This window comes from Candidatus Blochmannia americanus (nom. nud.) (assembly GCF_059934915.1).
The window spans coordinates 33,831-55,407 of the sequence record NZ_CP011792.1 but is presented as its reverse complement, the minus strand read 5'-3'; the positions used below and the strand labels follow the sequence as shown (position 1 = coordinate 55,407).

The following is a 21,577-nucleotide window of genomic DNA, read 5'->3' as shown; positions in this document are numbered from 1 at the left end:
AAAATGCTACTACTTCATATCTTTATATACAAAAACGTTATATTTTAATTGAAAAATTAAAATAAATAACTTCATATTATTATATAAAAATTATTTCTTCTATCATAGATAGATTACACATATAGATTTTAATCTAATTTTCTATAATGTAATTTGTTATTCATTTGAAGTAATTTAACTACATCCTACGATTATAATAATATATATTCTAATATTAAAGATAAAAAGTAAAATTAAACATTACTATTAATGAACTTATATAAAAATTCAAATAAATAATATTATGATTATATTTTTTAATAAACCATAGACTACAAAAAATATCCCCTATAACTAATAATTTCCAAACAATATTTTTTACACTCAATAGAATATTTATATCCATATTTAGAATATACATATTTATAATCACTAACATTATCAAAAATAATTTTGACAAAAAATTTTCATTATTGAGAAGCATGGCTATCAGGTATATACAAATGTTCAGATAATCTAACTGATAAGATAGTCATGTCTTATACTGATATTTATATACACTTATAATGACATTTTTGTTAAAGATTTAGAATCTTCCATTTTAATTTCTATTGAAATTTCGTTTAAAAATTCATTTTTAACTAATTTTTAAACGAGTCAAAAATAACATTAAGTCTCTAATGTGCTCTTAAAATAAATGCTTATTTTCAAAATAAATAACATAATGCTTATACTTCTATTTATAATAAAACTACTAAATTTCCAATTTAGTATCAATAATATATTTGATTATTTATACGATACAATTAAATATGTAGTTATTATAACTAGTTAATATTGTTACAAAATAAATGTTTTTTAAAAAAAATATTACATACGAAATATTTATTTAATTTCAAATAGAAACACTTGATATCTATAATATTTTTAAAGATTCAAAAATTGAATGAATACCGTATATCTTATATATATTACCTAAACAAAAAAAATATAATACTATAATAATCAATATTCATATGAAATATTAATAAATAAATTATATAGTTTATATATCAAAACAATCTAATTATGTATCATCCTACAAATAATTATCTATAATATTTTAATTATATGATTCTATCATATTATGTATTTTACATATATTTTATCTGAAAATATTAAAACCAACAATCATGACAATAGTTTTTAATTTCTATTACTTCCCTTAAGGAAATTTTTTTATTGTCTAAACCATAAACAAATATTAAATTATAGTCATTAAATATGAGATACAGTATAATGTTTTATATATCAAAGTTAATAAAAAAAATAATCAAATATAAAAAAAAAATAAAAAATATAGTTTTCTTTTCATTATATTGATATTAATTAGCATCTTTTTATCGATTATTTCAAAAAAATCATTAATCATGTTTAATACATCATTAGACACATTGACCAATAAAGAAATATGCGATTATCAAGGTAATGATGTATTGATTAACGTATACAGTAACAGTATAACAGGACAACTTAAATTTAAATTAACAGCACATTGCATTCAACATTTTTCAAATAAAAAGATAACTCATTTTATACGTCCCAACATCATTGCTTTTAACAAAAAAAATACCACCCCCATATGGAAAATCACAGCAAATCAAGCTAAATTAAGTTATGAAAAAAAAATATACCTATATGGAAATGTACATATTAAAAATTTAACCAATAACACACACTTTCAATCCATCATTACAAACCATGCAACAGTTAACTTAATAACTCAAGATATCATTGCAAACGAAAAAGTAATTATACATGGCCATTGTTTTTATTCTGTTGGAATGAAAATGCATGCTAATTTACATACACAAACAGCAAAATTAATTGATAACACACAAACTTATTATGAAATCCAACATACGCGGTAAATACAAAATAATATTTATTTGCATCAATATATTTTTGATTGTTACGCGTTCTCATGCTCTAACACACACAAAAACACAAACAATTCAAATTTATTCTGCATGTCAGTCGATTAATATGCTAACCAATACAATTGTATTCACGGGACAAGTTATACTGAAATATAAAAATATTGATCTTCATGCAGATAAAATATTAATCTCTCACATAGAAAACACACATCATCTATCTACAATAGAAGCATATGGCAATCCTGTCACTTTAACTCAAATACAAGACATAGGAAATATGATATTTGCTCGATCATTAACAATAAATTATAATACTAATAATGACACTATTACTTTCATTGGTAACGCTTATATAGAACGATCAGGAAACTCTATACAAGGCGATAGGATCACATACTCAATAAAAAATAAAAAAATAACAGCTATTTCCAATCAAGGCAATAAGATTTTAACAACTTTATTAACAAAATTAACCTGAAAAATATATTTATATATAACGCTAAACAACTAATTATAGTTTAATTTCATGGCAACACTTACTATAAAAAATCTATCTAAAATTTATAAAGGACGATATGTAGTTACAAATATAAGTTTATACATAACTTCTGGAGAAATTGTTGGATTATTAGGTCCAAATGGCTCAGGAAAAACCACAACATTTTATATGATATTAGGCATCACTCAACATAACTCCGGTAGTATTTCTCTGAATAAACAAGATATCGGTATGTTACCAATTTACCTTAGAGCTCGATTGGGAATAGGCTATTTACCTCAAGAAAGCTCAATTTTCCGTCGATTAACTGTATTCGATAATTTAATGGCTATTCTTCAAACCCAAAAAAATCTTAATACAAAAAAAAGAAATAAAATAATCACAGAATTAATGAACAACTTTCATATCAGTCATCTAAAAAATAATATTGGTCAAACGTTGTCCGGAGGGGAACGGAAACGCGTAGAAATTGCACGAGCATTGGCTGCTAATCCTAAATTTATATTACTTGATGAACCTTTTTCTGGAGTAGATCCAATTGCAATAATAGATATACAAAAAATCATTACACAACTTAAAAGTCAAGGACTTGGCATATTAATAACCGATCATAATGTTCGAGAAACGTTACGTATATGTGAAAGAGCATATATAGTTAATCAAGGAAAATCAATTGCTCATGGATCCCCCGATGAAATATTGAATAATAAATATGTACAGCAAATATATTTAGGAAACATGTTCACACTATAATAATGATACACCATGTATAAAATATATTAATTAAAAAATAAAATATAAGAAATATTATCAACTATATTCTTTATAAAAGAATAAATAACTTATCTTTTGCATATCTTATAATTGTTCTCTTTTCATTTACAACTAATTATATTGATTACTATCGTATACTAATTTGAACAAAGGTAAAATTTTTATCCTCTCTATTTCTAAACCTAATTAAAATATACTGTTATCATTTCTATCTGCATAGACACATCAATTTAAATATATATATATTACAGAATATTATTATCTATTTCATATAGAATAATATTATTCTATATGAAATAGATAATAATCAATCATTTACATCTAAAAATAGATTTTAAAAAAAACACAGTTAATTCTTTTTTCAATACAAAAATAATCAATTAAATAAATAACATAAAAATATCATCTTTTCTGATACACAGAAAATAAAATACCTTTATTTCTTCCAAACAACACTGATATCACAAAAAATATACTGCCACATAACACTATAGTAGGACCTGCTGGCAAAGACATATAAAATGCTCCGAGCAACCCTATCCATGAACACAACATAGCAATGAATACCGATAACAATAACATATTTATTAAACTCTTAACCCAATATCGAGCTGATAAACCAGGTAACATCATTAGCCCAACAGACATCAAGGTACCAGTGACTTGAAAACTTGCTACTAAATTTAATGTAACTATTGATAAAAAAATTATCTGAATAAATCTCGATATCTCGATATCATTATCCCTTAAAAAATCTGGATCAAATATTGCAATAATCAAAGCTCTATAAAGTAATGCAACAATCAATACAGTTATTGTGCTAATTACTCCAATGCACTCTAAATTTAACAAATTTACAGATAAAATAGATCCAAATAATAAACCCAACAAATCTACATTAGGACCATGTAACGATATTAGTATGACCCCTAACGCTAAAGATCCAAGATAAAGTCCAGCAAAACTAGCATCTTGCTGTAACAATGTTTTTTCGCTGATCCAACTAGATAATATCGCTACGATTAATCCAGAAATGAATCCCCCTATACTCATGATAATAAATGACATACCCGAAAAAAAATAACCTATAGCTACGCCTGGTAATATCGCATGAGATAATGCATCCCCCACTAAACTCATACGTCTTAACATCAAAAAAACACCTATTGGCGTTGTACTAATGGATAATACACAGCAAGCGACTATTGCTCTACGCATACACCCATAATTAATAAAAGGATCAAATAACATATTAATAATCATTAAAAACTTTGTCTTTCATCAAAAAAAATAATATATTTAGACATATTTTATTACCTAAAATTTCATAAAAATAAATTCTAATATTTATTCAGATACATTCCAAATACTACAAGAATGAGTTAACAACAATGTGTGAGGAAAATATTCAGTTACTAATTCATTATTATGTAACACAGCAATCACAGTACATCCACGTTTACACAATTGACTTACAGCATGTATCATCATTTTACAAGTATTGGTATCAATGCCTTGAAATGGCTCATCAAGTAAAATTAGTGACGCTTGCTGTACCAATATTCTAGCAAATAACATACGTTGCACTTGTCCACCTGATAAGGTTTCTATATATTTATTTAATACATCTAATAATTTTACTTGCTCTAAAGAACGCCAAATCACTGCTATTTGACTCTGATTAAGTCTTTTTAATAAGTTTATTCTCGGCCAACATCCCATAGACACCACATCGAATACAGTTAATGGGAAACGATAATCTATATTTTTATCCTGAGGTAAGTAACCCATGCGAGGTCTACCTTTTATTCCAAATTCTAATCGACCAGAAATCGGGGGCAACAACCCAGCTAATGTTTTTAACAAAGTAGATTTTCCTATTCCATTAGGGCCTATGATTGCAATCATGCTACCATACTTAATTCGACCACTTACAGAAGGACTCGCATTACAACCGCAATAACCTGCTATCAAATTATATAATGTTATCATATCTTTACATATTATTATCACGGTAATAAAGAAGACCAAAGAATAGCAACCCATAAACATAATAATATAACCAATACCATAAGCATTCGAGCTAATCCAGAAGCAATAAATAATCTCATACCAATAGATAAACGCTGTTTAGAATAAAATACCCACATAAAATTATCTTAATAATTTAGTTATGTTATAACATAACATCCATCAATAAAAAAAACTACTTAAGTTGAATTTGCCAACTTAAAACACTAATCTCATCATAGTTACACCCCTCATTGTAAACAAAATTTACCTGATTTTTAATTAACCCACAAAACTCATTATTACAAATACATTTACGTTTATTTCTTGTACACATAATCCTATACGTTAAACAATTAAAATTTAAAACGTTTGTGTATTTAAATTATTTTCATAATTAATTGACATAAAACTGCCGAAGGCCGGATTCGAACCGGCACACCATGAAGGTGATTGATTTTGAATCAATTGCGTCTACCTATTTCACCACTTCGGCAAAAAAAACACATATACACAACTCTGTTATCTACAACACCACGCAACCATTAAAATTTATAAAACTTTAAAAGATTTTGCTGAACACAAATAATCAATTTCTTCTAATCATCAAATTTAAACCACATTTGCAATGCAACACTATATCATTATTCATACAGTACAATTAAAATACCCAAATCATTCATAAAATCATCTATGAATTTACTCATTCTTAAATAAGTAATCACTAAATACATATTATTAATGTCATGCATTAATAACAATAATAGAAATATATCAAAAATTTTTTTTCATATCAACTATATGCATCATTTATAATCATAATGTCATACAAATATTCACTATTCTACTTATAGTAGAAACATTTATTATCAACAAGAATATTATGATTGATTACATTAATATATTTTACTCTTGTATATTTATACATTATAATATCTGACAAAATATTTATTTTATGAAAGTTCTTTTATATGAATAATTTTGATTTTAATTTACTGATAGTTCTTAATGCATTACTAGAAGATAATAGCGTCAACTTAGCAGCGAAAAAATTACACGTCACTGCTCCAGCTATTAGCAAATCCCTCAATAAAATACGCATCCTATTTAATGATCAAATTTTAGTTCGTAGTGGCACTAAATTAATCCCAACACCTAAAGCAGTTTCTCTAAAAGAAAACATTAAAGAATTAGTGAATCGCATTGAATCAATATTCAGTAGTAACGTAGTATTTGAACCTAAAATCACTACTATATCATCTACTATTGCATCAAATAATGCCATATTTTTTATCCTTAATACTATCTTGTTTAAAGAAATTCAAGATAACGCTCCCAACGTATTCATTAACTTAGTAAACGACTCAGATTATGACGATAATTTTTTACGCAACCATACCATAGATTTATATATAGGAGAAATGCGAGCACTTAATCCTGAAATCACCATTAGAACTATCTACGTATCTAAATGCTGTTTAATATGTCGGAATCATCATCCTATTTTAACTAAAAATAAAAATATGGATAATTTATTAAAATATCAATTCATTAAAACCAAACATGAATATATAACTAATTCCGATGAATGTAATAAATATTTTTGGTCAGAACGTAATATAATTGGTATTACTCCAGAATATATTACTACTGTAAATACTGTCGCCCATTCAGATGCATTAGCGATCATTCCGGAATTTATATTAATAATCGCACAAAAATTAAACATACCAATAACACATTTTAATACTGATTTTAACTTAGGAAAAAGAAACATCATTCAAGCATGGCACTCTAAACATAACCATTCTGCTGCACATAAATGGTTACGTGAATTTACTAAAAACATTTTTTTAACTAAAATAACATAAAAAATTTTCCAACTTTAAATTTAATAAAATCATGAATATATCCGCATAATAATTACACCAATCACCAAAAATATTATACTAGGCAATATTGACCCAACTATTGGCGATACACTATGCATAGCGCTTAATATTCCAAATATTTGGTTCAAAATATAAAATAAAAAACCCACTACACTTCCTATAAATAATCTAACACCTATTTTTTTTTTGTATAATGGACCAAAAGTACACACCAACGCCATAATAGTCATAGCCGATCCAGAGATAGGGGATAATATTTTATTCCAAAACATCATCCTATAATACTTAGAACTTTGACCGATCTGATTAAAATATTTAGCACAACGATATAAATTAGAGATAGATAAAACATTTGGATGACTTATCATCATGAATAATCTATCTGGAGTTAATGTAGTATGCCATTCAGAATATAGTATTTTTTTATTAATCACCTGCATTTCTGAAGAAATGTCCAATTCATGTACATTAATCAAATGCCAAACTTTATTAATAAACACTGCTCGTTCAATACAAAATATCTTTTTTAATTTTTTTTCTTCATTAAAATTATATAGCCTTACCCCTAATAATTCGTTATAAACTACTACACGTTCAACACAAACAAAATCATTGTTATCTATGAACCATAAATTTTTAATTTTTATCGGCAATATAGGAGTATCATGTTGCGATTGATTACGATATATACACATTATTTTTTCGCTATTAGGTACCACCCATTCGCTAGAGATTATACTGCATAATAACACAGGAATAGAAGCTTTCATAACTGATACAGCAATTTGTAACTTACTAAATCCAAAAACCTGCATTGCGATAAATTCATTATGTATTTCTAACATACTTAAGGCTACAAGACCACCTAACAAAGTAGCTGTAGGAAAAAATAATTCAAAATCTTTTGGTAAACTTAAAACAATATAAACAATAATTGAAACAATGGAATAATTTCCTTCTCCTATTTTATGCAATTCATCAACTAATCTAATTACACTAGATAAAGATAACAATACTAAAAATACCACTGTTGTATTCAACACCATTACTTTTCTAATATAATAATTTAAAATACTGTACATATACACTATATTTTTCTACGATTACGATAACATACCATTAAAACTAATTTTTTAATATAATAAGTATCCCGTACATTAAGTAACAAAGCTATTAATAAATAAATACTATTAATAATCCACATCCATACCATAGAATTTATATTCTCTAAAAGAGCATAGGAACGCAATAAAATATGTAAAATAAAAAAAAATGTATATAAAAAAACTGTTATTAAAAAATTTATTAAATAATTATATGAAGTAGTAGCAATTAACAATGTCGTAATTATTGGCATAATAAAAATAGAAACTAACAAAGTTAAACGCCAATGCAGCTCCGCATGCATCTCTGGTTTAATAGAACACCATAATTGATAGATAGACATATGATCAACAGACTCATTCTCTTTCAATAATGTCTTAAAAGTATTACCAATAATCATCTGATACTGAGAAAAATCGGTAATAAACACATCTTTACATAATTTATATTTATTATAAATTTCATAATACGTACCTTTTTCTAAAATAATTAATCGGGACCTATCAGGATTTTGATAAATACTTCCTTGATCTGAAGTAATAACTGTAAACATACTACTATCTTGATCCTGATTTGTTTTTGATAAAAATACATGCTTTAATTGATTTCCCTGAATACTATCTACAAATAAAGTTAAATATTTAGTAGCCAATGGCTGAAATTTCCTTTCAGATAAAACAACTAAATTAATATTTTCCTTAATTTCATTTAATAATCTATTTTGATAACTAGAACAATAAGGAGATAACCACGCGGCATTAATCGCAGCAAATATCACGACGATCCCACTAAAAAAAAACATACTTCTTATAAGAATATATTTACTTACAGCACAAGAATACATAGCCATAATTTCATTATGAACATGTAATCGATAAAAAGTTACTAATACACTCAAAAATACACTAAAAGGAATAAGTAATTTTCCAGCTTCTGGCATATTTAATCCAAGACATAAAAAAATCAAGCACATAGAAACATTGCTATCTATTACTAAGCCCAACATTTTAATCAATTTTTGACAAAAACAAACTAAAAACAATAATGTTAAAATGATTAGCTGATTCTTAAATGTTTCTTTTAATATGTATTTAGTAAATATCATTATTTTACCTAAAAAACTTGTTTTTGCATAAAAAATAAGTATCGTAATGGGAATAAATTATAATATTAAAGAATAATACATATTTGATTTGATTATGATATTAAAAATTTATCATTAAGTTTTAAATACACCTATATTATGTAATAGTATACTTAAATATCTCATATAAAATGAAAAATCATAAACATAATAACTAATCTATTTTTTTAGATATATTCTTCGACATACTTATATACGGAAAAGATTATGACAAAATTTAACATTACTAACAATCATCTAGAATCGTATCCTAATAGTTGTATTGTTACTGGTATATTTGAAGAATCACGTTTGTTTCCTTCAACAAAAAAAATTGATAACATCAGCGATGGATATATCAGTTCATTATTACATCGTGGAGCGCTACATGGAAGAGTATCACAAACACTCTTTTTATACGATGTGCCTCGTTTACCTAACAGACAAATTTTATTAATTGGTTGCGGTAAAGAATCTAAGTTTAATGAAAATTGTTATCGCAAATTAATTAGGAAAACAATAACATCATGTAAAGAGATCTCTATAAATAAGATATTGTTTTTTTTAAGTGAATTAAATATAGTAGGATACGATAATTATTGGAAAATCAGGCAAACCATAGAAATCATTAACGAAGAATTGTACGTTTTTAATAAATTTCAAAACAAAAAAAATGAATCAAATCAGACATTGAATGAAATAGTATTATATATACCTAACGCAAACGAACTAAAATATTGCAAAAAATCTATTAAAGATGGGTTATCTATCGCTCACGGAATAAAAATAGCTAAAGACCTAGGAAACATGCCTCCTAATTTTTGCACGCCTGATTATCTTGTCGATCAAGTTAATAAATTATCTAATCATGATAATATCACAACAAATATAATTAGTGCTGTAGAAATGAAAAAATTAGGTATGAATGCTTACTTAGCAGTAGGAAAAGGTTCTCACTACGCTCCGACAATGCCTATAATTCAATATATAGGACATCCTGATGGACCCAAGGTACCTCCTATTGTGTTTATAGGAAAAGGGCTAACCTTTGATTCTGGCGGAATTTCTATTAAAGAATCAAATAAAATGGATGAAATGAAATATGATATGTGTGGAGCTGCTGTAGTATATGCGGTTATGTGCGTAGCTATAGAACTTAATTTACCGTTAAATATTATCGGAATACTTGCCATTTGTGAAAATATGATAAGTCATACTTCGTTTCGGCCAGGCGATATCCTAACTACATTATCAGGACAAACAGTAGAGGTGTTGAACACCGACGCGGAAGGTCGTTTAGTACTATGTGATGCATTAACATATGCAGAACGTTATAAACCTGATGTTGTAATAGATATAGCTACATTAACCGGAGCTTGTGTTGTTGCTTTAGGACATCATTTTAGCGGTTTAATGTCTAATCATGAAAGTTTAGCTAACGAATTAATTGTAGCTGCAGAACAATCTAAAGATTATGTTTGGAGATTACCATTAGACGATATCTTTCAAAAACAACTACGATCTACATGCGCGGATATGACAAATGTGGGAGGTAAATCTGGAGGTGCTATTACAGCCGGTTGTTTTCTTCAAAAATTTGCTTATAAATATCATTGGGCCCATTTAGATATTGCCGGAACAGCATGGGTATCAAATTATTGCAATAAAAGCGCAACGGGGCGTCCTGTATCGCTTTTATTGCAATATCTAATTAATAGAGCAAACGCATTTCATAAAAATTAAACTATTTTTGTTAATTAAATTAGCTCTGTACTGATATTACATAAAAATAATTTATATTTGATTTTAATAAAACATATAATTTTTTATCATAAAACTTAATAAAACTTAATAACATATGAAACATAGCACTTTTTATTTATTATCTCAAAATTTGAAACAAAAAAATGGACTTAGCTACATAGAACAACTTGTTTGTAAGTTAACACATACACAATGGAGATCCGGAAAAAACATCTTAATCACTTGTGAAAATAAACATCAAGCTACAAAAATAGACAAAATATTGTGGATGTTTGATCAAAATACATTTTTACCTCATAACCTATTTGGTAACACTATCCACCATGCTCCAATAATCATATATTGGAACCAATGTTGTTATGACAATAAACCAAGAGATTTATTAATAAATCTTATGAAAAAAAATATGAACTTTTTTTTCAACTTTAACGAAATAATAGACTTTGTACCCATAACTGAAATTTTAAAAAAATGGGCAAGGCATAGATATAAAGCCTATAAAAGAAACGGATTTCAGATGAATATTGTTAACACGTCAACTTCTGAGTAATTATATCGTGGAAAAAACATATAATCCTAAAAAAATAGAAGAACCAATTTATAAATTTTGGGAACAAGGAGGCTACTTTGATCCCCATGGAGATGTATCTCAAGAAAGTTATTGTATTATGATGCCTCCTCCTAATATTACAGGTCAATTACATCTTGGTCATGCATTTCAACAAACTATTATGGATGTTTTAATTCGTTATCAAAGAATGCTCGGGAAAAATACTTTATGGCAAACAGGTACAGACCATGCTGGTATTGCTGCACAAATGCTAGTAGAACATAAAATTTATAATGATATAGGTAAAACTAAGCGTGATTACACACGTGATGAATTAATAAAAACAATTTGGACATGGAAGAATCAATCCGAAAAATTTATTATTTATCAAATGAAACGATTAGGAAATTCAGTTGATTGGAAACGAAAGCGTTTCACTATGGATACAGAAATGTCTTACGCGGTAAAAGAGGCTTTTATTCGTTTATACAACGATAATTTCATTTATAAAGGTAAAAAATTAGTAAACTGGGATTATAAATTACAAACTGCAATTTCCGATCTAGAGGTTATACATAAATCAACAAAAGGTTTCATGTGGTATTTATGCTATAAGTTAGATAGCTCTGCTGCTAACACTTCAAATCCAAATCATTTAATTGTCGCAACAACACGCCCAGAAACTATATTTGGAGATACTGCTGTTGCAGTACATCCAGACGATCCTCGATATAAAAATTTGATCGGACAATATGTTGTGACACCAATAACTAATAGACGTATTCCTATCATTTTTGATAAGCATGTAGATATGCGCAAGGGCACCGGCTGTGTGAAGATAACTCCTGCCCATGATTTTAACGATTATATTATAGGACAAAGACATGCATTACCTATGATAAATATTTTTTCACGTGATGGAAAAATTCTTAAAAAACCAGAAACATTTAACAGTTATGGAGAACCTAATCATCAAGCATGCTATTGTATCCCTCAAGTATTCCATGATCTTGACAGTTATAGCGCTCGAAAACAAATAATTTCCGAATGTAACACACTCAAATTATTACATAATATAAAACCTCATGATTCAATCATTCCATATAACGATCGCACCGGAACTATAATTGAACCCATGCTAACCAGCCAATGGTACATACGCGCTAAATTTTTAGCGCAACAAGCAATAAATGCTGTAGAACTAAATATAATTAATTTTATTCCAAAAAAATATCAAAATACATATTTTAGTTGGATGAATAATCTACAAGATTGGTGTATTTCTCGTCAAATTTGGTGGGGCCATAGAATCCCTGCTTGGTACGATAATAATAACAAAATATACGTAGGACGCTGCGAACAAGATATCAGGACAGAAAACAAATTAAGTAATGATATAATATTGCATAGAGATACAGATGTATTAGATACATGGTTTTCTTCTAGTCTTTGGACGTTTGCAACTTTAGGTTGGCCTAAGAATACTAATTTGTTAAATATTTTCCACCCTACTAACATTATAATCAGTGGATTTGATATCATATTCTTTTGGATCGCTCGAATGATTATGTTAACCATGTATTTCATTAAAAATGATAACGGATCAGCTCAAATTCCTTTCAAAACTATATATATTACTGGCCTCATACGTGACGAATTTGGTCAAAAAATGTCTAAATCTAAAGGTAACATTATTGATCCAATAGATATGATAGATGGAATTTCAATAGAAAATTTGTTAAAAAAACGTACAAAACACACGTTACAGCCACAATTAGATAAACAAATTATAAAATATACTAAAAAACAGTTTCCTAATGGCATTCAACCTCATGGCACTGATGCTTTAAGATTTAATTTCATAGCATTAGCGTCATCCAGGCGTGATATACACTGGGATATGAAACGACTAATAGGTTACCGGAATTTTTGTAATAAATTATGGCATGCCAGTCGATTTGTCCTAATGCATACCAAAAATCAAGATTGTGGTATATCTGATAAGGAAAAATCATTTTCCTTATCAGATCGTTGGATCGTTACAAAATTTCATCAAACAGTAAAAATTTTTCATAAAGAAATAAAAGCGTATCGTTTCGATAAAATAGCAAACATTTTACATGAATTTATTTGGCACCAGTTCTGTGATTGGTACATAGAATTTACTAAACCAATACTTTATCATGGAAATACGTTAGAACTGCGCGGTACACGTTACACATTAATTACACTATTAGAATCATTACTAAGATTAGCGCATCCAATTATTCCTTTTATTACAGAAAAAATTTGGCAAGAAGTTAAAGTAATTACTGGAAATAAAGGAGAAACTATCATGTTACAACCGTTTCCAAAATATGATGCATCCATGATTGACACTAAATCTATTATAGATTTAGAATGGATTAAACACACTATTATGGCAATACGTGCTATTCGTATAAATATGAATTTAAAATATAGTACACCTATACAAGTAGCATTTAGAGATACTGCATTAGAAGTTAAAAAACGTATTACAGAAAACTCTAATATTTTATCTAAAATCGCACAATTAAAAAGTATTAACTTTATATCAAACAACGAAATCTATCCAAAATCGATAACAGTACCCTTAGATTCATCAGAATTATTAATACGTATCCCAAGAACATTCGATAAAGAGATGAAAATAAATAGATTAAAAAAAGAATTAGAATCGATAAATCATAAAATTGAAATAACGCAAAAGCTATTACATGACAATAATTTTAAAAATAGTGCTCCAAAATCCGTCATAAAAAATAAACAAAAACTATTAGATTCATATGAACAAATTCAAAATAAATTGATGAATCAATATGCTATTATAGAAAAATTATAACTCTTACATATTATAATATTTAAATACAACAACAATTTCAAAAACACATTTTTATATCCATATTTATATGTATAAATATGGATATAAAAAATTAAACAATAATTTTATTTCGTTATTTTTTGATAATTATAAATCATTTTTACGCTATATTATGTTTTAATAAAAATTAATTTCTACCTATTTAAAAGATTTTTATATTACAATTAAGACTTATTTTTTTTAAAATTAATTCTTTTTATTTATATAAAGAAAGTCACGTTATCCATGTATCAATACATTAGGTAAAAATCACATGAATCAATTATATAAACGATCTTTTTTACGATTAATAGATTTCACAATGAATGAAATTAAATATCTATTACAATTATCAAGTTATTTAAAACATCAAAAAAATGCACAAACTGAAATCCAAAAATTAAACGGAAAAAATATTGTACTTATTTTTGAAAACCATTCAACTAGAACAAGATGTGCTTTTGAAGTAGCAGCATTTGATCAAGGCGCATGTGTAACCTGCTTAACTCCAAATATTAGTCAAATTGGACATAAAGAATCTATTAAAGATACTGCTAAAATATTAGGGCGCATGTATCATGGCATCCAATATCGTGGCTACAGTCAAGATATCGTGAACATATTTGCACGATATTCTGGAATCCCAGTATGGAATGGACTTACCGTAAAATTTCATCCAACACAATTACTTGCTGATCTAATGACTATGCAAGAACAACTACCACATAAAACGTTTCATCAGATGAAGTTAGCCTACATAGGCGATGCAAAAAATAATATCAGCAATTCTTTATTAGAAGCCGCAGCAATAATGGGATTCGACTTAAGACTAGTATCACCTCAAACATTCTGGCCGATACAAGAATTTTTTCAGGATTGTAAAAATCTAGCACAACGTAATAATGGGAATATTATACTTACTGAAGATATATCCAGAGGAATAAAAAATGTAGATTTTTTATATACTGATGTATGGGTATCTATGGGAGAAAATGAAAAAGTGTGGGAAAAACGTATTTCTTTATTATCTCCGTATCAAGTAAATCATCATATGATCCAAAAGACCGATAATCCTAATGTAAAATTTTTACATTGTTTACCGGCATTACATGATGATGCAACCACTATAGGAAAAAAAATAGCAAGAAAATATAATTTAAATAATGGACTAGAAGTAACAAATGACATATTTGAATCCCCATATAGTGTAGTATTTGATCAAGCTGAAAATCGACTACATACCATAAAAGCTTTGATTATGGCTACACTACTTCCTGATTCAAATAATTTTCTATAAGCACAAAAAGGTTATCATTTTTATGTTATATCAACATTAAATTTATACCTTGTTCTTACACAACTATATTAGTAGAAAAATTAATTATATGCGCCGTGTCATCAGTACAAAAAAAGCTCCTATCCCTCTAGGGCCTTATGTTCAAGCGATAGATGTAGGCAACATAATATTTGTATCCGGGCAAATAGGAATTTGCCCGGATACAAATATTATGCCTGATAACATCTACGATCAAACATATCAATCATTAAAAAATATCAAAAATATCCTTGAATCTGATGGCCTGAAAATAAATAATATTATTAAAACTACATTATTTATCGTTAATATCAACGATGTATCTATAATAAATAATAGCTATTTTAAATTTTTTAATACTTCATCCTTTTCTGATGAAGATATAATTTTACCGACACGTTCCTGTATAGAAGTTTCTAAATTACCAAAAGATGCCAAGATAGAAATTGAAGCTATCGCAATACGTTTTTTATAAATAGATAATATCGCACAAACATCTCTTACTATTTTCTATCAAAATAAAAATATACAAATATCTTTGTATATATAGTTGTAAACTATATCACCTTTTTATCTGTTTAATACAGCAATATTATCTCATATTAAAACAATTTTTCATCACTAATATCGCATATTATTTTTTAAATAAATATTTAATACTACTACTAATGCTGCATGATAAAGATCATGCAGCATTTATGAAACAAACATACTGTTTATTTATTATTTATTAGATAACATCTCTGATTCATATATAAGAGCCTGTTCTGTATTATATTGATTTTCCCATTTTGCAATCACTAATACTGCTAAAGCATTACCTATAACATTTAACGCGGTACGACCCATATCTAACACCCGATCCACCCCTGCTATGAACGCTAATCCTTCCAATGGAATACCTACACTGCCTAACGTAGCTAGTAATACTACAAAAGAAACTCCAGGGACACCAGCGATGCCTTTAGAGGTTATCATTAGAGTCAATACCAAAATAATTTCCTGACTTATAGACAATTCAATACCATACAATTGTGCAATAAAAATAGCAGCAATACTTTGATATAAAGTTGATCCATCTAAATTAAAAGAATAACCAGTTGGCACCACAAATCCAGTAATAATTGATGGAGCTCCATAAGATTCCATTTTTTCTATAATACGCGGTAATACAGTTTCTGAACTGGCAGTAGAAAAAGATAAAATAAGTTCTTCTTTTAAAATACAAATTAATTTCCAAATTCTAAGATTACATATACGCGCTACTATACCTAATACCACTAATGCAAAAAACACAATAGAACCATAAACTAATAATACAAGTTTAGTAAGAGGCAATAAAGAACTAAACCCAAAAGTCGCAACTGTAACTGAAATCAAGGCGAACACTCCAATGGGAGCATAACGCATCACTATATGTGTTACTTTAAACATAGTATCAGCTATTGAATTAAAAATATCTAATAATGGATTCTTAGTCTTATCTGGCAATGTAGTCAGTCCAAGTCCAAAAATTACTGAAAAGAAAATAACTGGTAACATATCTCCTCTAGCCATAGAGTCAATAATATTAGACGGAATCAACGATAACACAGTATTTACTAAACTTGACTGTATTTCAGATGTAGTTTTCTCATACATAGAAATATCTGTTTTAGAAAGTACAGACATGTCAATTCCATAACCAGGATGAAATAAATTGGCAAAAGCTACTCCAAGCACTATAGCAAGTGTTGTAATAATTTCAAAATAAACAATGGTCTTCAAACCAATACTTCCAAGCTTTCTAGCATCTCCGATCCCAGCAATTCCAACTACTAATGTAGCCATCACAATGGGAACTACAATCATTTTTATCATACGAATAAAAATTTCTCCAGCTGGAGAAAGGAATGTGGTAATCATCCAATCTTTTAATTCTGTCTGATTATGCAATACAATCCCTAAAACGATACCCAAGTTTAAAGCAAAAAAGATTTTCCAAGCAAGGGTAATTTTAAACTTTTTAACCATCATAGTTACCCCTTAATTAAAATAAATTATTCTGTTATTATTTAACCCGTTAATTCATAACAATCATTTAAATCAATTGAAATGATTTAATTCTAATAAATCCTCATTAAAAATTAAAAAATACATACTAAAAAAATACTCATCATAAAAGTATACACCAATGCATAAAAACACTTAATCTCTATATCAAAAAGACCGCACAGTCATAAATTATTTATTAAAATTATATCACTGTTAAAAAAACAAAACTCAACGCAACATCTCTTCATGTGCATTGAGCAATGTATAAATTTAACATCTAAAATTACATATCAACTATTTATGAAAACATATAATTATATATCATAATATAATTTATATATTAATGTTTTATACTTTCCAAAAATAAAAGATACATATAATTGCCTTATACTCCTTTCACAAAAGGATAATGCGATCTATTGCTTAAGTCAACTATTACACAATTAAATATCATTTAAGTTGACTTTATTTTTATTCGCAATTGATAAATCGAGTAAATCATAACACATCATACTCTACTACTATAATATAAAATCCATAATTAATATAAATAATACTCCTTACTATATCAAAAACCATAATAGTATCGTAAAATACGTACGATACTATCACATCCGTCCTTATAGCTCTTATGAAATTCTTCTGGTCAATGACATTATACAATTTTCAAACAAAATTATAAAATGATCCTTATAAGAAGCAACTAATATCTGTACCATCTAGACAAAAACCAGAAATAATATTAATTTATTCATGTTCCGCTAACAAAGCTTCTAAGAAATCTAAGTCACGTAACAATTTCGTTAATGTTTCGTTACTAATCTTTTGTTGCGCACGTAAATGATAATATTCCCCTCGCTCAGCACGTAATGCATTTAATCTCATCCGTCTCTCTAACTCTTCAGTTAGCATAGAATGCACATCATTATTATCATCTACACGACGACGCAAATTACCTATAACACGTGCGCTTACTTCACTGATAATTTGGCTATCAATGTTTTCTTCTTGACTATGATGTATTAACCGTTCTTCAAGTTTATACACGCTCTCAATAGCTACTTCCGCTGCTATAACTCTTGCCATTCTCTCTTCTTTTCGTTGTAGTAATTTATCAGATACTATAATTCCCTGTAATAACCACGGCAGAACAATTACACCACATAATAAAGAAAATAAAATAACACCAGTAGCAATAAAAACTAATTGGTAACGAAACGGAAAAACAGCCCCATCTCTTAAAAAAAGTGGTATTGACAGCACTCCTGCTAATGTAATAGCACCGCGCACTCCAGCAAAAGAAGCGATTAAAATTTCTCTTATACTATATTCGCTAAACACCATGGGCCGTTTAGTCATACAATATAAACTTATATTCTTCATTAACCATAACCATCCAAATCTAAGTGCCATTAATGCAGTATAAATAAAAATTACATACACAAATAACATCCATGTTGTAATAGTTGGATCCATTGCTGCTTGCGAAATAGAGGTTGATAAAATATCTGGTAATTGCAATCCTAGCATAATAAATACCATACCATTAAATACAAATTCTAACATTGTCCATACGCTGTTTCCCCGCAAACGCATAGCTAACGGTGCATTACGAATTATTCCAGATTGGCCAATAGTCATACCTGAAGCAACTGAAGACAATATTCCAGATACTCCAACATGTTCAGCAACTAAATATGCTGCAAAAGGTAATAATAAGAGAAACATCGTTTGAGTAGCAGGATCACCGCCACTCCAATGAGTGATAAATCTTAACGATTTACTATATCCCCAAGTAATAGCTACGCCTGCCAATAACCCCCCCATAGATACTTTGATAAATTCTATAGAAGCTCCGCTTACGCTAAATACCATAGTGCCCATAGCTACTGAAATAGCAAATTTAAGAGATACTAAACCCGATGCATCATTCATCAAAGCTTCTCCCTGAAGAATATCCATAAGCTTTTTAGGAATACGTCCCTCTCCTACAATACCTGAAAGTGCTACTGCATCAGTTGGAGATAAAACCGCTGCTAACGCCAATGCTGCGACAAGCGGCATATCTGGTATTATCCAATGAATTAAATATCCAATACCAACCACAGTAATGATCACTAACACCAATGCTAATATAACAATTTCTCCTCCATGACGTAAAAATTCACGCATTGGAGTTTTCCAACCATCAGAAAATAATAATGGAGGAATAAAAAGCAATAAAAATAATTCAGGATTAAAATCTACATGCAATCCAAATCTAGGCCAAGCTAATAAAGCTCCTAATACAATTTGCATTAAAGGTAATGGCATTTGAAACGGAAAAATTCGTGTTATCACTCCTGAAATGGAGACAGCCAAAATAAGAATAAGAATCGTAAAAAAAATCTCCATACTTTTAATCTCAACTGTATTCCAAAATAAATACTATATCTGCAGATATAGTATTAGTTTTTATATTTACTTCATATTTCGTACAAATATAATGCACTTATCACGTATTAATCAGGCAATGAATATATAAATTTTATTTTTAGCTATTTACAAAAAAATGACATATTTTTATATTTATTCTAACAACATAAACTTTCATATACACTAGCTATATTTTATTATGATAGTCTTTATCAGAATATTTAACAGTATTTAATGTCATCAAATTAATTAAATAGTAATTCAAAAATATAAACACATATCCGATCGACTTTACAATTAAAAAATAAAATAATAATAATTGGAATTTTCAATTGTCACTTATAAAATCAAATATGACATGATTAATAAATATTAAATGTATAATTTTATATAAATAACGAAATAATTATTGAAAATATAATACTCATACATACACGTTGCACACAATAAAAGTAGCTGAAAATCAATCCTTAAAAATACAAACTCTCTAAAAAGGAATATCTTCCTCATCAAAATTAATATTAGATGCATCCTCCGATATCATTTTATCTCCACTATTTATTACATTCTGATCCTTTAATGGTACATTTTCTTCTGTATGACGACCACCCAACATTTGCATTGTACCTCCAATATTAACAATAATTTCGGTAACATACCGATCTTGTCCGTTTTGATTTTGCCATTTTCTAGTTTTTAACGATCCTTCAATATATACCTGAGAACCTTTATGAAGATATTCTGAAGCAATTTCTGCTAATCTTCCGAATAACACCACACGATGCCACTCAGTTTTTTCTTTAAATTCATTGGTTTGTTTATCTTTCCAAGATTCAGTAGTGGCTACCGAAATATTAGTAACCATGTTACCATTAGGCATATAACGGACCTCTGGCTCTTGACCAAGATACCCAATCACAATAACTTTATTAATTCCCCTATTAGCCACAGTTCCTCCATTAAATACCAAATTAATATATAGTAATTATAAAAAGTATTGATGTATTATTACACAAAACTATTTAATACAATGATATAATCAATTAATGTTATGAACATACCTGTATATCTCAATACCATTAAACCAAAATTTTTTTTATAAAACTCCCGTATAATAATAAATGTAATTTACTATACTGAATTAATGCCATTTATGTTATATACAATATATGAACACAATAATTTTAAATTATTAGATGTATTTTATAAATATCAGTTCATTTCAATCTTATTATATTTTGTTATAGCATAAAAAAATTATTATAAACAATACATATAAATCACGGACATCATCTTAACAAGATGTAACTCTAATATA

17 protein-coding genes and 1 tRNA gene are annotated in these 21,577 nt (G+C 27.8%); 9 read left to right on the top strand and 9 right to left on the bottom strand.

Annotation, left to right across the window (positions count from 1 at the left end):
- Window positions 1–1,337 precede the first annotated feature (1,337 nt).
- Genes lptC through lptB form a run of 3 tightly spaced genes read left to right on the top strand, consistent with a single transcriptional unit; the run spans window position 1,338 to window position 3,150 of the window.
- Window positions 1,338–1,889, top strand: a complete 552-nt coding sequence (lptC, locus tag Bamer462_RS00225) for an LPS export ABC transporter periplasmic protein LptC (protein ID WP_500837718.1) — start codon at window positions 1,338–1,340, stop codon at window positions 1,887–1,889.
- A gap of 34 nt (window positions 1,890–1,923) precedes the next feature.
- Window positions 1,924–2,376 (top strand): lipopolysaccharide transport periplasmic protein LptA, encoded by a 453-nt coding sequence (gene lptA / locus Bamer462_RS00220; RefSeq protein WP_500837717.1) that lies wholly within the window; start codon window positions 1,924–1,926, stop codon window positions 2,374–2,376.
- Window positions 2,377–2,424: 48 nt separating this feature from the next.
- Window positions 2,425–3,150 (top strand): LPS export ABC transporter ATP-binding protein, encoded by a 726-nt coding sequence (gene lptB / locus Bamer462_RS00215; protein ID WP_500837716.1) that lies wholly within the window; start codon window positions 2,425–2,427, stop codon window positions 3,148–3,150.
- Between the two features lie 423 nt (window positions 3,151–3,573).
- Here lptB and Bamer462_RS00210 read toward each other — a convergent pair whose 3' ends face one another.
- The 4 genes from Bamer462_RS00210 to Bamer462_RS00195 all read right to left on the bottom strand — a co-directional run bounded on the left by Bamer462_RS00210 (window position 3,574) and on the right by Bamer462_RS00195 (window position 5,677).
- On the bottom strand, window positions 3,574–4,434 hold the full coding sequence (locus Bamer462_RS00210) for a metal ABC transporter permease (RefSeq protein WP_500837715.1): 861 nt from the start codon (window positions 4,432–4,434) through the stop codon (window positions 3,574–3,576).
- 84 nt (window positions 4,435–4,518) lie between these two features.
- Window positions 4,519–5,163, bottom strand: coding sequence for a metal ABC transporter ATP-binding protein (locus tag Bamer462_RS00205; protein WP_500837714.1), 645 nt, complete (start codon window positions 5,161–5,163; stop codon window positions 4,519–4,521).
- Between the two features lie 17 nt (window positions 5,164–5,180).
- Entirely contained in the window at window positions 5,181–5,321 is a 141-nt protein-coding gene (locus tag Bamer462_RS00200) for a hypothetical protein (protein WP_500837713.1), read from the bottom strand.
- A gap of 273 nt (window positions 5,322–5,594) precedes the next feature.
- Window positions 5,595–5,677: transfer RNA gene (locus Bamer462_RS00195), tRNA-Leu, on the bottom strand.
- Window positions 5,678–6,152: 475 nt separating this feature from the next.
- Here Bamer462_RS00195 and Bamer462_RS00190 point away from each other — a divergent pair.
- Complete coding sequence (locus tag Bamer462_RS00190; RefSeq protein WP_500837712.1) at window positions 6,153–7,052, top strand: LysR family transcriptional regulator; 900 nt, start codon at window positions 6,153–6,155, stop codon at window positions 7,050–7,052.
- Between the two features lie 29 nt (window positions 7,053–7,081).
- Here the strand turns inward: Bamer462_RS00190 and lptG are convergent, their stop codons facing one another.
- Together lptG and lptF are read right to left on the bottom strand one after the other, a co-directional pair.
- Window positions 7,082–8,155 carry an LPS export ABC transporter permease LptG gene (gene lptG / locus Bamer462_RS00185; protein WP_500837711.1) on the bottom strand — a complete coding sequence of 358 codons (1,074 nt, stop codon included), beginning with the start codon at window positions 8,153–8,155 and terminating at the stop codon, window positions 7,082–7,084.
- Window positions 8,156–8,160: 5 nt separating this feature from the next.
- Window positions 8,161–9,282 carry an LPS export ABC transporter permease LptF gene (gene lptF / locus Bamer462_RS00180; RefSeq protein WP_500837710.1) on the bottom strand — a complete coding sequence of 374 codons (1,122 nt, stop codon included), beginning with the start codon at window positions 9,280–9,282 and terminating at the stop codon, window positions 8,161–8,163.
- A 246-nt stretch (window positions 9,283–9,528) separates the two neighbouring features.
- Between lptF and Bamer462_RS00175 the strand changes: the two genes are divergently transcribed.
- From Bamer462_RS00175 to Bamer462_RS00155, 5 genes are all read left to right on the top strand, one after another.
- Entirely contained in the window at window positions 9,529–11,043 is a 1,515-nt protein-coding gene (locus tag Bamer462_RS00175) for a leucyl aminopeptidase (RefSeq protein ID WP_500837709.1), read from the top strand.
- 115 nt (window positions 11,044–11,158) lie between these two features.
- A complete protein-coding gene (locus tag Bamer462_RS00170) occupies window positions 11,159–11,614 on the top strand; it encodes a DNA polymerase III subunit chi (RefSeq protein WP_500837708.1) in 456 nt (151 codons plus the stop codon).
- Between the two features lie 7 nt (window positions 11,615–11,621).
- Window positions 11,622–14,477 (top strand): valine--tRNA ligase, encoded by a 2,856-nt coding sequence (locus Bamer462_RS00165; protein ID WP_500837707.1) that lies wholly within the window; start codon window positions 11,622–11,624, stop codon window positions 14,475–14,477.
- A 292-nt stretch (window positions 14,478–14,769) separates the two neighbouring features.
- Entirely contained in the window at window positions 14,770–15,792 is a 1,023-nt protein-coding gene (gene argF, locus Bamer462_RS00160; RefSeq protein ID WP_500837706.1) for an ornithine carbamoyltransferase, read from the top strand.
- A gap of 88 nt (window positions 15,793–15,880) precedes the next feature.
- Window positions 15,881–16,285: a Rid family detoxifying hydrolase gene (locus tag Bamer462_RS00155; RefSeq protein WP_500837705.1), complete on the top strand. Its 405-nt coding sequence runs from the start codon at window positions 15,881–15,883 to the stop codon at window positions 16,283–16,285.
- 248 nt (window positions 16,286–16,533) lie between these two features.
- On the opposite strand, the gene gltP is transcribed toward Bamer462_RS00155, so the two are convergent.
- From gltP to ssb, 3 genes are all read right to left on the bottom strand, one after another.
- The gene (gltP, locus tag Bamer462_RS00150) at window positions 16,534–17,826 is read right to left on the bottom strand and encodes a glutamate/aspartate:proton symporter GltP (protein ID WP_500837704.1); all 1,293 of its coding nucleotides are present in this window, start codon (window positions 17,824–17,826) and stop codon (window positions 16,534–16,536) included.
- Between the two features lie 765 nt (window positions 17,827–18,591).
- Window positions 18,592–20,238 (bottom strand): Na+/H+ antiporter, encoded by a 1,647-nt coding sequence (locus tag Bamer462_RS00145; protein ID WP_500837703.1) that lies wholly within the window; start codon window positions 20,236–20,238, stop codon window positions 18,592–18,594.
- Between the two features lie 508 nt (window positions 20,239–20,746).
- On the bottom strand, window positions 20,747–21,208 hold the full coding sequence (ssb, locus tag Bamer462_RS00140) for a single-stranded DNA-binding protein (RefSeq protein ID WP_500837702.1): 462 nt from the start codon (window positions 21,206–21,208) through the stop codon (window positions 20,747–20,749).
- Between the last annotated feature and the right edge of the window lie 369 nt (window positions 21,209–21,577).